Genomic DNA, 14,533 nt, shown 5'->3' on the forward strand with positions numbered 1-14,533 from the left:
GCTGTTTTTCTCTTTTATTTGAGTAATAGGTTTACAATTTGATGCTTCAAAAGTGAACATTCATTTAGATGTACCTTTTTTATTGGTATAAACAATTGATGAACAATGTGTTATTTCGGTTAACTTCAGCTATTAAATTTCGAATTCGCTCTTTTCACAGTAATAAGATTGAATGAACTTTTTCAATGTCAACTTTTTATCATCTTCTAAACCGAGATTATGAAAGGCGCCAAGGTGTATTGCTTTTCCTATTATGTAGTTTATATCTAAACTCGTAGGATAGTCAAAATTATTTCTTGATATATCAGGAACAAATTTTCTGGAATTTAAGTTCACCATAATCATTTCAATATCGAATATCTTAGCTTGTGTTGGTGCTTCATATCTAAAGTTGTTAATTAGTACATTTCGAACGTACAATTCTTTTCGTTTTTCCTCATATCTTCTGTAATAAAAGGTATTTTTGGATAATATCACGGATTGAAAAGGCAAATAGAGTTCATTAGTTTTTCCCTCAAATAAATTGACTTTTTCATATGTTGCATACGTTTTGCAATTATTGGAGTGACCTAACTCAATTAGATTTTCGTATCCTAAATTATCATACAAATAATCACCTATATTGGCAAATTCAAAATCTTTAAAATCTAAATCTAAGTTATTGGGTACAATTACCGAAATCCATTCCAAATCCCTTTCCAGCTTATCAATAGTGTCTTCCAAATCATTATATTTCAAAATACTTAGGAAGTCATTTTCCATAGCAGTTCTGACAATTGGAATGTTGTAATATTTCAGCTCACTATTAATTATAAAATTATCGATATCTATTGCTGATGTATCTTGCACGATTTTGATTCCGTCACAGGAATATTGATATAAAGTTCCTTTAAAATCAATATGATTGATACTAGAAACATAATCCCTTTTCTTTTTAATAAGTGCATATCCCTCAATATCTTTTAAATAATTGCTTAAATCAATTTTGATCAAGCCATCAGGTACTGTTACTGTCTTTAAATTATTTGAAATTAAAATGGGAACATTTGAATTGTCATAGAGTTCCACCTGAATATCGTCAGTAAGGAAAAATTTATTCATAAAAGCAACAACCTTAGCAGAATTATTTTCAAAAACATTAATAAAATTTTTGTAATTTAGAATAATTTCGGTTCCGTCAAGTGAATGATCTTCTGCTTTTGTTAAAGATGTATACTCGTTATTCTTTTCGAGATTTATTAAGTATCTGTCAGAAGATTTGTAATATCTTGTTATTACTTTTACCTCGTCCGAAAGCATGAAACAGGAAAGAAAACCAATTCCGAAATTTCCGATGGGCTTATAGGCCAGATCCCTTAACTTGAAATCTTTCGAAGTATAATAGGACACGCCTATGTTTAGGAAATGCTTTTTGATGATTTCCAGAGACATTCCCGTACCATTATCCTTAATAGTAACTTCATTTTGTGCTTCGTTGATGATAATCTTGATTTTTGGCACATACTTTTCTGCACCGATCTGCAGATTTTCATTTACGATTTCCTGTCTTATTCTGCAGGAATCTATAGAGTTCTGTATGAGTTCGCGCAAGCCTAAAGATTTGTCTCCATATATTTTTTCTCCCATCAAAAGCGCACTGATGGCCTTATAATCAAGCTTCATTTTGTAATCTGAAAAGGTGTAGCCTATGGCCTGTATTTGGACCTCTGGGGTGGTGTCATAGAGCAGATTATATTGGGAAGACATCGTATTGGCTAACTGCGTACAGTTTGTGATCTCATAGGCGACCCAGTCAATGTAGGTCAATATTTTTCGATGGGTATGTGGATTTTCGCACTGGCCCGTAAAGTAAATTGTTTTAAGACCGGTTTTTGGGTCTTTTTTTATTTTTTGATTATTTGAAATAATGAAATGCTGGTCCCATTCCTCCTTGCTGATCCCGGTTGGAGAAATCAATTGGTAAAGATTAAAAGGAGTTCTATTTGAATCGATATCCAAAATGTCGGCCAGTCGAAGCACACAGGCTAGAAACTGCGAATTAAATTTATAGTCTCCTTTCAGCTCATTTACGGTCAGATTACTTGTTATCCAGTCAAATCCTTTGGTATGGCTTTCGCAGATCAGGGCGAGTTCTTTTGTGAAATTAAGCGATAATCTGGGAATATCGAATTTTCCCTTTAACTCTTCCTGTATATATTTGGCGGAAAGTGAGGAATGAAACATTCGCACATATTCTTGAAGTGCCAGTTCCTCATCTTCAATAGTTTTGACTACCGCGGAATATTTAATGTCAAAATAGGGGAAATTATCATTTTTGATCAATTTTATATCCTCTTCGCTTACCGCCATGCCGACATCATGAAGTAAGGCAGACAATATTAAAATGGCAATTTCTAATTCGTCCAGCTGATTGATGTCGTCAACAATACTGCTCATGTTTTTTATAATTCTGAGCGAATGGCCGATATTGTGCAGTGTATAATTGGGGAAAATATGCGGGATTCTCTGCTCCAGTATATTTTTTACTTTTTCGTATACTTCTTTTATATGCGGAAGAAATTCACTGTTTCTGCTCTGAAGCAGCTTTACCAGTTCTAAATCGTCGATGCTGATTTCTCTGTCTATTGTTACGCTCATTTTTTTTAGAATTTGCCTTATTTTTAATTTTAGTAATCAGATATGGGTTAAATATCGGGCTAATTTTATTTTAATTTTTACGGATAACCGTACTTGATAAAGAAAATTTCAAAAATATGTAAATAATAATTTAGGAAGACCCGTATTTATACTTATTTGTTTCAGTGGTTTAGCCTTTCGAAATTTTGCATTAATCCCATAGAGGCTTGAATTTTAGGAAGCTTGGCTGCTCCATTTTTTGCCTTTTATATTTTAACAAGATTACGGCTTTCCGTGAAAAAGATTCGCAGAAATGATTTATGTTTGAACTTCCCAAAAAAGTGATATTAAGAAAATAGCCTTTTTGAAAGTTTTCGAATCATTCGCAAAATAGTCATTTTGAAATAATTGACTGTTTTATAGTATTATAACGAATAGGACAAAGTTTTGCAAATAAGAAAAGATTTTACTTTATTATATAATTTAAATACGTTGATTCTCTTTGCAACTTTCTTATATTTTTTAATATTTTAGGTGTAGATTTTAATCTCTAGTCTTTTAAATTTAAGTCAAATGCTATAGATTAATTATTAACGTCATTAAGTAGTTATATAGTCGAAATTTTTTACTGCGGATACAATGGTTCCGTTTTGAATTATTAAGATTCTAGTAAATACGAGGTTTTATTTATTATTTAAGAACAGGCAGAGAAAAAAGTGTATCTCGAAATTTTAACGAATTTCTTTGATAAAGATAGGTTAAGTACGACTTAAAAAGCAAATTGATATTTTTCTTTTAATTCATGTTTTGAAACTTCCTTAAAAGAACTTTTATTCTTACTTTTCCAGTAATTATAATTGTATTGACATCATTCTGTCTTAAGGGTTTGATTTCTTGTTTTATCAAGAATCTTAAGGTCACTTTTCTTTTTTGAGAACAAGCGCGGAAAGTGCACGATTTTTAATTATCCTTTCCATTTCGCTTTGGATTATTTCTTGTATTTCAATTTTAATTTGCAGATAATTTTTCTGGACTATAACATTATCAATTGTACGTATGATCGGAATTTCTTTGTAATTATCTGTTTCTTTTTTAATTTTTTCGTGGTCGTTGATGATCTCGCAGTGAAAGGTTTTAAGCTCAATTCTGCAGTCCGGGTTATCGGCAGTCATGCCTACAAATTCTCCCGAACTCAGCGAAGAAATCTTCGAAGGCGGCACTGCGGATTCCAGCTGTCGGGAACGGCTGATGGAGGTGTCGCTGCTGTTTATTGAAAGGCTTTCTCTATCCTGCATTATCTTTCCGAAACGTTCTGAGAGCTGTTTAGCCGTATCTCCGCTGACCTGTCCAGAGACAATATTTCCGACTATATTAATGATCACATCAGCCTGCTCGCGGCCGTAGTCTTTACGAAGCTGGCTGAAGTCCTGAATTCCAAGACAGGTGCTCACTTTGTTGCTTCTTGCCGTTGCAATCAGACTGTCAATATTATTGAGATAGATAGTGGGGAACTCGTCAAAAACAAGACTGCTTTTAAGTTTTCCTTTCTGGTTTACCTGCTTGATAAGGCGGCTGACAAAAAGGGAAAGAACTGCCCCGTAAGTCTGTATCTTCTGCGGATTATTCCCCATTGAAACAATTTTTGGATCAGATGGATTATTAATGTCAAGGGTAAAATCACTGCCCGAGAGTACGTAGTAAAGCTGAGGAGAGGAAAGTTTCGCCAGTGAGATTTTAGCAGAAGCGATCTGCCCCTCCAGCTGGTCGACTGCCTCTTGAAGGAACGCGCTGACAAACGGATTGATAAGCACTTCGATCTCTTTTTCGGTTCTTAGAATCGTGAAAAGGCTTTCATAGTCGGTCTGGATCATTTCAATGACATGGGGCAGGGTGCAGAACTCGCCATCGTTGTATTTCCGCAGGTACCAGATGACGGCTGTCAGGAAATTTATGGGGGATTCCACAAAGAAATCGCCCTGTTTTTTAATCCACTCCCGGTTGAGTCCCATAAGGATTGTGCGGGCAGATTCAGCAGCATCGGTAATGTCGGTCATTGCCGCAGGATCAAGAGGATTACAACGGTGGGTTCTGGAGAGGTCGTCAAAATTTATGATGTAGAATTTTGGCTCCACGGCATAAAGATGACGGAATTTCAGCCAGGCATTATAGGCGATAACAGTGAGGTCGTCGAACTTGAAATCATAAATGAACATAGAAAAGCCCTTGGCAATATGCTGGGTGATTATATGGCGGATTACAAAGTATGATTTTCCCGAACCCGGCGTGCCTGGAACCAGAATGCCTCGGAAGGGATTTATAATGTTAATCCAGCTGCTGCGCACTTTGTCTTTGAGGTGATAGCGTGCGGGAAGGTTAACGGAATATTCGTTTTCAATAAGCCTTTCCTCCTGGGGGAAAGTTTCGTTTACCTTATTAAAAATATCTGCTGAACTAAGCTTTCTGCGGATAATGCGGGAGAGCAGGGTGCCCCCGGAAAGTGTCATCAGATAGCCCAAAGAACACAGTGAGATATAAAGTACGGAGAAGACCTCAGTATCCGCAAATATTACAAAAGCCAGATAGGATCCAAAGTAAAGCAGAAGACCCATTGAGATATAATAAAAAGCAGTTCTAAAATGGAGTTTTTCATCTTTTCTTCCCTTGGCCCCCATGAGGGAAATAACCAAGAGTCCAAGTGCAAAAAGCTTTGATTTATGGAAGCTGTCCAGAAGCCCCGTACGATAAATATTCTCCATTATCCTGCAGGCAAAATCCGGCGCAAGATTCCACTGCCGGAAGGAATCGAAGCAGTAATAATAAAAATGGATGAGCAGCAGTGCGATGCTCATCAGTCTAGTCATATCTAAAATTTTTCTAAGCGCCTGTTCATTTTCTCCCGTCTGCATGCTGTTGATTTTTATGTGTTAATTATTATCTGACTGTCCTTTTTTCCTTCTTTTTTTTCGCTTGTTTTTAAGCTGTTTGGGAACGTAATCTGACGGCGTTCCGGCGTAAAGCACATTATCAATTATTCGCTGCACTTCAGCTGCGGAAATAAAAGAGCCGTGCTTCTGAGCGGTACCATCAGGAACTGTATACTGCTTCTCGGAACGGGACGAATGGCCCAGACGCTGCAGGAGCCCTTTGGCTGCATATTCAGGTCCGAGACTGCTTCCGTTGAAAACGCATCTGGTGTTATGATCTATGTATGTCATGCCGTATATAAACCCCTGTTCATTCTTTCTGACAACTGCCGTTATACCCTGGTTCGCCAGCCGCGTTTCAAGCTGCGAGAGTGTTATGGAAGGATATTTCAAAAGGAGCAGATCCACCGCGTTTCGGGTTCTTTTCATGTTTATCATTCGAGAAGTTTTAGCTGCGGCAAAATTAATTTCAAGCCGGGAAAGAGTAGGCTTGGAATAAAAACTACTGGCTTTTATAGGAACCCCGACAGTCTTTTTGTTCACATCCAGAATCTGGTAGACCAGCCCTTTGTTCTTAAACATTTTTGAATTTTCCTTTCCCCTTTCCGCCTTGACGTTATACAGGTTCAATACTGCGTTCAGCTCACCCAGCGTTGTGTATTTGTAGTGCGGAATAACTGCACTCAGTACACTGCCGATGGCTCTCTTGGAATCTATTGCCCCATATTTTATTTTTTCCGCATCAATAGCATTAATTAGCGCAGGACTCTGTTTTTTTCTCGAGTCCGCCCGAACCAGATTAAAAGAAATCTCCAATTCTTTACGGGCCGTTTCGGACTGGTTTCTTCCAATATTGTGCATGTTAATCCTGGATCCGTCTGCACGCACATTTATGGATGCGATATGCAGGTGCGGATGTCCCGCATCGTGGTGCTGGTAGACCAGATAAGGCTGTGCGCCGAATCCAATTTTCTCCATATAAGAAGAGGCAATCTGCATGAGTTTCTCTTTTGATAAATCATTATCGGACCGGTCAAAATTCAGTGAGATGTGCACAGCGCCACGCTTTACATTTTCATTGAGATGGAGCTGTTTTAGAAATACGCCGAGCTTAAAAGATTCTGACATTTTTTCAATATCGATGGGATAATTTCCCTCGCCGATGCACACAGCTGCACCCTGAGAAACTTTATTCTCATTATAGATAAGAATGCCTCTTATCGAGTGTCCTGTGTTTATGACGGAACTATATGGTACATCGCCTCACGCGTATGGAGGCATATAGCAAGTGCCGAGCCCATTGATTTTTATCCGCTCTTCCGTCCCTTTGTAATAGGATTCTGCATTATGATTTTTCCGTCGGTTCTGGCACTTATTAACGGAGTTATGAAACCAACTGTTACAGCTACTGCAGCTATGGTAACAGGCTCTAACAATGCAGTTGCTGTTCTGCTTAAAGAGAAAGAAAAAGCAATTAAAGAAACCGATCCATGGAAGATGTATGTAGGGGTTGCTGGTACGGGTGATCGCGACAGATGGTATAAGTATACGCATGACGGTGCTGATCCATCGGATGAGAGCATGCTCGCAGGCATAGGCAATGATGTCAAATTTGCGATGGAAAAAGCTTCTTACAGTTTTCGAAATTCGGTCAAGGAATGGCTAAGCGAGGTGCTGAGGGTTTTGTTTGAAGCGGCCGCCTTATGCATTGACACCCTTCGGACCTTTCAGCTGGTGGTGCTTTCCATTTTAGGTCCGCTGGTATTTGGAATCGCAGTATTTGACGGTTTCCAGCACACGCTCACTGTCTGGCTTGCCCGATATATCAATATTTACCTCTGGCTTCCTGTTGCCAATATATTCGGAAGTATTATAGGAAAGATTCAGGAACTCATGCTCAAGCTGGACCTCTCGCAGGTGCAGGCAACAGGTGACACTTTTTTCAGCAGGACCGATATGTCATATTTAATTTTCATGATAATAGGTATCATAGGATATTTTACCGTGCCTTCTGTTGCCAATTATATAGTTCATGCAGGCGGAGGAGCAGCCTTGGGTCATAAGGTGACAAGCATGTTTGGAAATTCAGCTAGTTCTGTTATGAGAACCTCTTCAAATGCGGTTGGAATGACTGCTGATGCGATGGGAGATGCGGATCGGAGAATGACCAGCAGCATGGCTGCGACAGCAGGAAGCAGTCCTTATTTTACTGATAAAGGAAACTATATGAATGACAGGCTTAAAGGAAATTCTAAACAGACTTAATAACAGGAGCATATGTTTACCAAAATGAAAAACATTGATACGGCATTTAGATATGTGAGAGGTTTCACGATGCTTGTAATTGCAGGCTGCATTATAATAAGCTGCTATGCTGTCTATAAAAGTTTCCAGACAGTGAGCCTTATGCAGGATAAAGTATATATTCTGGCAAATGGTAAAGCGCTGGAAGCTTACGCTTCGGAAAGAAAAGATAACATTGCTGTTGAAGCAAGGGACCATGTGAAAACCTTTCACAAGTTTTTCTTTACCCTTGATCCTGATGATAAGGTCATTAAAACGAATATCACAAAAGCCTTATATCTGGCAGACGACAGTGCAAAACGGATTTATGATGACCTGAAGGAAAACAATTTTTATTCGGGTATTATATCAGGAAATATCAGCCAGAGCATCCAGATTGATAGCATAAGCATTGATATCCGTGAATATCCCTACCGTTTTAGATGTTATGCCAGACAGAACATTATCCGTACTACCAGTATTTTGAAAAGAAACCTGCTTACAGAAGGTGCGCTTCGCAATGTATCAAGAAGCGATAATAATCCGCATGGTTTTCTTATCGAGCGGTTTAATACGATTGAAAACAAAGATCTTTCCGCAGAAACCAGAAAATAGAGATTTATGAAATCCTTTTTTACAAGACAGACTGAGCCTTTTGTGTATCACAAGTATTATCTGCTATTGCAGAAAAGATGGGCAGAAAAAATGAAGAGCGTCACAGATGGGCTCTCTAAAACAAAACTGATCTGGGGACTTCTGTTCTTTACGGTTTTGACATCGGGTTATTTAATTTATAACCTGTATAGGACATTTTATAAACAAGCTGAGGTTTCAACAGCTTCAAAAATTAAGACAATCAATTTAAAAAACTAAAATTATGCAAGAGAAAACATTATCTCCAAAGGAATCTAAAAAGAGAAAGATGCTTTTAATGCTGCCTCTTATAACATTACCATTTCTCACATTCTTATTTTATTCATTAGGCGGCGGAAGAATGGAATCCAAGATGGCAGGGAACGACGAAAGGAAAGGATTCAATTTTCATCTGCCACTGCCAAAATTTAAAGAAGATTCAGCACTGGATAAGATGAGCTATTACGATCAGGCAGCAGTTGATTCGATAAAACTGCGAGAGCAGATAAAAAAAGATCCTAACTATATTGATAATAAAGCCTCGGAAGATAAAGCAGATTCTTTTTCCACAAGTGATTTTGAATCCCGAATGCTTCCAAAAAACAGATCAGCTTTTAATTCTCAGTCTTTTCAGGACCGCAATGAACAGAAAGTTTATGAGAAGCTGAGGGCTCTTGAAAACATAATCAGCCAGCCTGCTGTCCCTGCTTACGGTCAGGACATGAGGGAATTTGAAAATTACGGCACTTCTCGTGGAGAATCGGAAGAGATTAAAAAACTCGAAGGACTTATGTCTGCCATGAGCGCACAGCAGGAACCTGATCCGGAACTTCAGCAGTTAGGCGGTATGCTGGAAAATATTTTGGATATACAGCATCCGCAGCGCGTGCAGGATAGACTTAAACAAACATCTGAGAGCAAAAAAGGCAAAATATATTCAGTTCAGAAAAAAGAAGCAGAGAATAACATAAGCTCACTTCAGCAGAATGCCGATTTGCAGACCTCTTTGAAAACAAATGAATTTTATTCTCTGGACGAAGCACAGCCTGCTGAAGAAATACAAAATTCTATTGAAGCAGTTGTGCATCAGACGCAGACTATTGTCAATGGCTCGGTGGTTAAATTAAGACTTACGAATGATATTTTTCTCCAAGGAACAATGATACCCAGAAATACTTTTCTGTATGGTATGGCGGCTTTAAAAGGGGAGAGGCTTGAGGTAAAAATCACAAACATCCAGTACAATAATTCGATATTTCCCGTCGAGCTGGCAGTCTATGATATGGACGGGATTGACGGCATCTATATTCCCGGAGCAATTAACAGGGATGTGGCTAAAGCATCAGCTGACAGATCAATTCAGACTCTCGGTCTTACCGGGATTTCGGATTCATGGGGAGCACAGGCCGCAGGTATGGGCATCGAGGCAGCCAAAAGTCTTATGAGCAAAAAGGTAAAACTCATAAAAGTGGTTGTAAAGGCAGGGTATCAGGTGCTGCTGTATGATGAAAAACAAAAGAATTTAAAACCTTAAAAGAGAGAAAATATGAAAAGAGCGAATTATTTGTTTTTAATCAGTTTGCTGCTGGTTTGTGTTTCAGTTAATCCACAGTCAAACGCAAAGGAAACTGCCTTTTACGAAGACCAGTATAAAAATCTACAAGTAGGTTTTTCTAAAACCACAAGCATTATTTTTCCTTATACAATCAAGAGCATAGATAAAGGAAGCGCAGAAGTGCTTGTACAAAAAGCAAAAGGAGTTGAGAATATACTACTTGTAAAAGCTGCTAAACAGCATTTTTTCCAGACCAATCTGACAGTTGTTACATCTGACGGGAAATTGTACGTTTTTGTACTGAATTATGATGAAACGTGCCCTGACTTAAATTTTAAGGCTGAAAATGCAGTGGCTGCAAGCAGGGATGTGCTGTTTTCTTTAGAAAACGAAAATCAGAAAAGAATTGAACAGTGTGCTTTGACTGCATATTCCAAAAAGAAAAAAATCAGTGGTCTAAAAAAATCAAAGTATCAGATCAGACTGGAGGTGAACGGGATCTTTATCCAGCAGGATGTTTTGTATCTGCGTATTGTTTTTGAAAACAAATCAAAGATTAACTACGATATTGATCAGCTACGTTTTTTTATCAGAGACCAGAAGAAGTCAAAACGTACCGCGTCGCAGGAAATTGAACTGCAGCCTTTGTACGCGACTTCATCTTCTTCTGTAATTCCTTATAAATCTGAAATAATAAAAGTTTATGCTCTGGAGAAATTTACCATCCCGGAGAATAAGTATCTGACACTTCAGATGATTGAAAAAAACGGCGGAAGACATTTGGAAGTGGATATTAATAATAATCTGACTGATAAGGTAATTCCGATTTCCGAATTAAGCAGTGACACTTTTTAAGCTTTAAAATAAATTATGATAATCAATTTAGCTGACACTGAAATGATGCTGTCGTTTGCTGAGGAAATGGCTTATAACGGCCATCGATTTGCCGCCTTTAATAGCGATGAGGTGACTGATACCGACACAATTGAGTTTTTTAGAAATTCCTTGGATGCGAAGGAGTACTGTCTGGTTATGAACAATGATGCGAATTATTTTCAGAGCCTGCCGATTGAATCAGTTATCGACGACTTGCGAGCAGTTTTGAATAGCGTGGCAGATACTTCCGAAAATGAAGCAATAGAACTTACTGGGTTTGCCAAAAGGGAAATAAATAGGAGAGAAATTTTAGAAAATAATTTAAATGAAAACGCAATGAATGAGAAAAATTTAGAATACCTGAAAGACCAGTTAAAATATACTGGATTTGGAGAAACGTTCGATGCTGAACTGCGAGAGAACATAATGAAGGGAGATAAGGATTTTAAAATTATGCACACTGGCATTATGCACAATGGTCTACCAAATAAGGATACCTTAACTGTAGAATTAAATTTCAAAAGGTCTGAGCAGACAGATATGTACTTTTTTAATTCCTATCATGTCAATCTTCAGAAAGAAGAAAACAAACCTGGTCTGGAACAGACCTTCTACATCAACAAAGACAGCGCCAGCATTACAATGAAAGAGGCTTATAATTTGATGGAAGGCAGATCTGTCAATAAAGATCTTAAAAACAAAGAAGGGGAGAGCTATAATTGCTGGCTGAAAATCGACTTTAAACAATCTGACAATGGTAATTTTAAGCTGAACCAATACCATCAGAATTATGGGTATGATTTGGAAGCAAGTCTGGCAAAACATTCAATCAAGGAACTGAATACTCCGAAGTATAAAGAAGACCTTTTGAATTCGCTAAAGAAAGGAAACCTTCAGTCGGCGACTTTTGTTGTCGGCGGTACTGAAAGTAAAATGTTTGTGGAGGCAAATCCCCAGTTTAAGACTGTTAATGTTTATGATGAAAATTTACAAAGAATTAATCATCGAGAGAGTAAGGAAGAGAAAAAGACTGAATCTCAAAAAGAATCAGTATCTAAAGATCAAAAAAAAAATCTAGATTCTGATGAAGGTGATTCAGGGAGGAAAGATAATAAAGTAAAGAAAAGAAAAACTCCCTCACTTTAAAAGTTATGGAAAAATTAAAGCCTTTATCGGATTTTTTCAAAGCAATAGAGAATGATTACCGGATTAGTCCAATGCATATTGCCATTTATGCAGCTCTATTACAATTTAGATCCGTTAAGGGCTTTATTAATCCAATTTTTGTCTTTAGCTCGGAGATTATTGTTATTGCTAAAGTTTCTTCAGCAAATACGTATCATAAATGTGTCCAGGAACTTCATCAGTATGGATACATAAAGTATAGACCATCTTTTAAAAAAAATCGTGGAAGTGAAGTATATTTTTTGTTTTCAGCTGACGCGGACATCTAAAGATTCTGCAATTAATAATTTTATGAAATTGTACTATGAATGAAATTGTAACCAAGGAAGATCTGAGACAGTTTGGTCTTCTTCTAGTAGATAAAATACAGGCTTTATTTAAAGATAAGGATTCTGGACGGAAAGAAACTTTGGAACCAGAGTGGATTAAAAGCAAGTCTGTGAGAAAACTGCTTGATATTTCAGCAGGTTCAGTACAGAATCTTAGAACAAGCCAAAAAGTCCGTTTCAAAAAAGTGCTTGGGTCGTACTACTATAATAAAGAAGATCTTCAAAAATTATTTGATGATGATAAACACTAAGAGATTAAAAGAAAGCTATATAATGAGTTATCTGTCAATGTATAGTAATGATCCTAAACTAAATGTCTGGCATCTATCAATTTTGACAGCAATACTGGGATTAGGCTATAGGCAGGGCCAAAGAAGGAGGATTAAAGTCAGCCGCAGTAAAATTATGGAGCTGTCACATGTCAATACGCTGCCGACTTATCATAAGTATTTTAAACAGCTTCAGGATTTAGGATACATTAAGTACACCCCATCTTACCATCCAGGATATAAAAGCGAAGTTAAGTTGTGTAAAAGGAGGCTATCTCAAAATATTTGAGATAGCCTCTTTTAATTTTAAATATATTTTGAAATTTATTGATCACGAAGAAATGTTGTATTTCTTTTTGATTGCCTGAATTTCCTTTTCGAGCCTGCTGAGAACCGCCAAATCAGGTTTAGATATTTTGGATCCAGTTTTATTGAGTTTTTTATTGAGAATAGACATTTCACGACCGATTGTAGCCTGCTCAGTTATAGCATATGCCTCAGTCTGTTTTACCGATGCATGACCCAGCAGTTCTTTAACTACATTAATAGGGACATTGTTATTTAATGTCACAGTGCTTCCAAAAGTACGGCGGGCCATATGCGTGTTTAATGTAAAAGGAAAGCCACACAAGACTGCCACCTCTTTTAGATACTCATTCATTTTCTGGTTGGATGAAACAGGAAGCACGGTTCCACGCTGGATACACAGCGGGTGCTCTTTATATTTTTCAACTATTTTCAGTGCTTGGGGAAGAAGAGGTACATTAAATGATGAGTTTGTTTTCTGCCTTTCGGACATAATCCATAGATTTCCATCAATGCCTTCTTTGATATCAGTTTTCTTTAATTGATAAGCGTCTATGTAAGCCAGGCCAGTGTAGCATTGGAAGACAAATACATCCCTTACGACATTGAGCCTGTCAGTTGTGAAATAATGACTTTCAAGTTCGTACAATTCCTGTGCGGTTAGTGGTTTTTTTACCAGTTTTGTTTTACGTCCCTTAAAGTTCTTAAATGGGTCCTTGGTGATTAATTCCTTATCAATGGCGCGGATTACAATCTTTTTGAAATTTGCAATATACTTTAGGGTGGTGTTGTTGCTGCAGTCGCGTACAGTTCTAAGGTAAAACTCGAAGTCCTTTACAAACTCGAGATTCAAATCCGCAAATTCAAGATCGTGCTTTTTTAGCTTGAATTTTATAAAAGCAGTCAAATGGTTTTTAGTAATGGTAAACCGGTCAAGGGTGCCTTTTGCATAGCCTTTTCCAAGAAGCGCCTCCATTTCATCATTATGCTTTTGAAATTCTTCCAGCACCTTAATCTTTGGCGCTGTCCTTCCCAGAACCTCGTCCATAATTTTCTCAGCGGTTATGGTTTTGCCGCTGTACATCATTTCGGTTTTGATTTCATTGATTTTTAAAGTCAGCGAATCCAAAAAGAAGTTCAGCGACTTTGCATCTTCCTTTGAGCCGACCGCTCTTTCGAACCTTTGATCCCATCGTGTATTATCCCATTTTCTTTTGGTTGAGCTTTCCTTACGGATACCGTCAACAGTTATTCTGAAATATACGATCCATTCTTTACTTTCTATTTTGGGTCTTTTTAAAAAGAATCCCAAACCAAAACTGCTTTCCAACATAATCCTACTTTTTAAATTAATAAATGTAGAATAATATTACTGCCAAATCAAGTCGTTAATCTCGTTAACCCCTGTAATATAAGGGATTTTCACTGTTTCTGGTGCACTTTTCAGCGCGCCGGAAAGTGCACCGATTCTGCACCTTTAATTTTGTGAGGATTTGTAAATATTGAAAACAGGCCTAAAATAAAAAAAACCTGCAAATCCTTGAATTTGCAGGTGTT

The 14,533-nt window shown here is 37.5% G+C and carries 10 protein-coding genes and 1 pseudogene; 7 read left to right on the plus strand and 4 right to left on the minus strand.

The annotated features are described in order from the left end of the window. Positions 1-132: 132 nt before the first annotated feature. The 3 genes from B0A68_RS11160 to B0A68_RS11170 form a co-directional block, all read right to left on the minus strand. A complete protein-coding gene (locus B0A68_RS11160; protein WP_035688709.1) occupies positions 133-2,637 on the minus strand; it encodes an HD domain-containing protein in 2,505 nt (834 codons plus the stop codon). Between the two features lie 896 nt (positions 2,638-3,533). Further along, positions 3,534-5,522, minus strand: a complete 1,989-nt coding sequence (mobC, locus tag B0A68_RS11165; RefSeq protein ID WP_035688712.1) for a conjugal transfer protein MobC — start codon at positions 5,520-5,522, stop codon at positions 3,534-3,536. 18 nt (positions 5,523-5,540) lie between these two features. Next, the gene (locus B0A68_RS11170; protein WP_035688714.1) at positions 5,541-6,779 is read right to left on the minus strand and encodes a relaxase/mobilization nuclease domain-containing protein; all 1,239 of its coding nucleotides are present in this window, start codon (positions 6,777-6,779) and stop codon (positions 5,541-5,543) included. A gap of 9 nt (positions 6,780-6,788) precedes the next feature. Between B0A68_RS11170 and traJ the strand changes: the two are divergent. The 7 genes and pseudogenes from traJ to B0A68_RS11210 form a co-directional block, all read left to right on the plus strand. Further along, positions 6,789-7,805 (plus strand): annotated as a pseudogene (traJ, locus tag B0A68_RS11175) (conjugative transposon protein TraJ); the annotation flags it as partial. A 24-nt stretch (positions 7,806-7,829) separates the two neighbouring features. Beyond that, a complete protein-coding gene (gene traK, locus B0A68_RS11180; RefSeq protein ID WP_240475310.1) occupies positions 7,830-8,438 on the plus strand; it encodes a conjugative transposon protein TraK in 609 nt (202 codons plus the stop codon). Between the two features lie 262 nt (positions 8,439-8,700). Further along, positions 8,701-9,990 (plus strand): conjugative transposon protein TraM, encoded by a 1,290-nt coding sequence (traM, locus tag B0A68_RS11190; protein WP_035688721.1) that lies wholly within the window; start codon positions 8,701-8,703, stop codon positions 9,988-9,990. A 12-nt stretch (positions 9,991-10,002) separates the two neighbouring features. Then, entirely contained in the window at positions 10,003-10,866 is an 864-nt protein-coding gene (traN, locus tag B0A68_RS11195; protein WP_035688723.1) for a conjugative transposon protein TraN, read from the plus strand. Positions 10,867-10,881: 15 nt separating this feature from the next. Further along, positions 10,882-12,033, plus strand: a complete 1,152-nt coding sequence (locus B0A68_RS11200; RefSeq protein ID WP_084679163.1) for a hypothetical protein — start codon at positions 10,882-10,884, stop codon at positions 12,031-12,033. A gap of 5 nt (positions 12,034-12,038) precedes the next feature. Next, the gene (locus B0A68_RS11205; RefSeq protein WP_012026321.1) at positions 12,039-12,341 is read left to right on the plus strand and encodes a hypothetical protein; all 303 of its coding nucleotides are present in this window, start codon (positions 12,039-12,041) and stop codon (positions 12,339-12,341) included. A 35-nt stretch (positions 12,342-12,376) separates the two neighbouring features. Continuing rightward, positions 12,377-12,652: a hypothetical protein gene (locus B0A68_RS11210; protein WP_012026320.1), complete on the plus strand. Its 276-nt coding sequence runs from the start codon at positions 12,377-12,379 to the stop codon at positions 12,650-12,652. A 349-nt stretch (positions 12,653-13,001) separates the two neighbouring features. On the opposite strand, the gene B0A68_RS11220 is transcribed toward B0A68_RS11210, so the two are convergent. Further along, positions 13,002-14,309, minus strand: coding sequence for a site-specific integrase (locus tag B0A68_RS11220; protein ID WP_035688725.1), 1,308 nt, complete (start codon positions 14,307-14,309; stop codon positions 13,002-13,004). Between the last annotated feature and the right edge of the window lie 224 nt (positions 14,310-14,533).

It is taken from the genome of Flavobacterium reichenbachii, from assembly GCF_002217435.1.
Classification (GTDB): Bacteria; Bacteroidota; Bacteroidia; order Flavobacteriales; family Flavobacteriaceae; genus Flavobacterium; species Flavobacterium reichenbachii.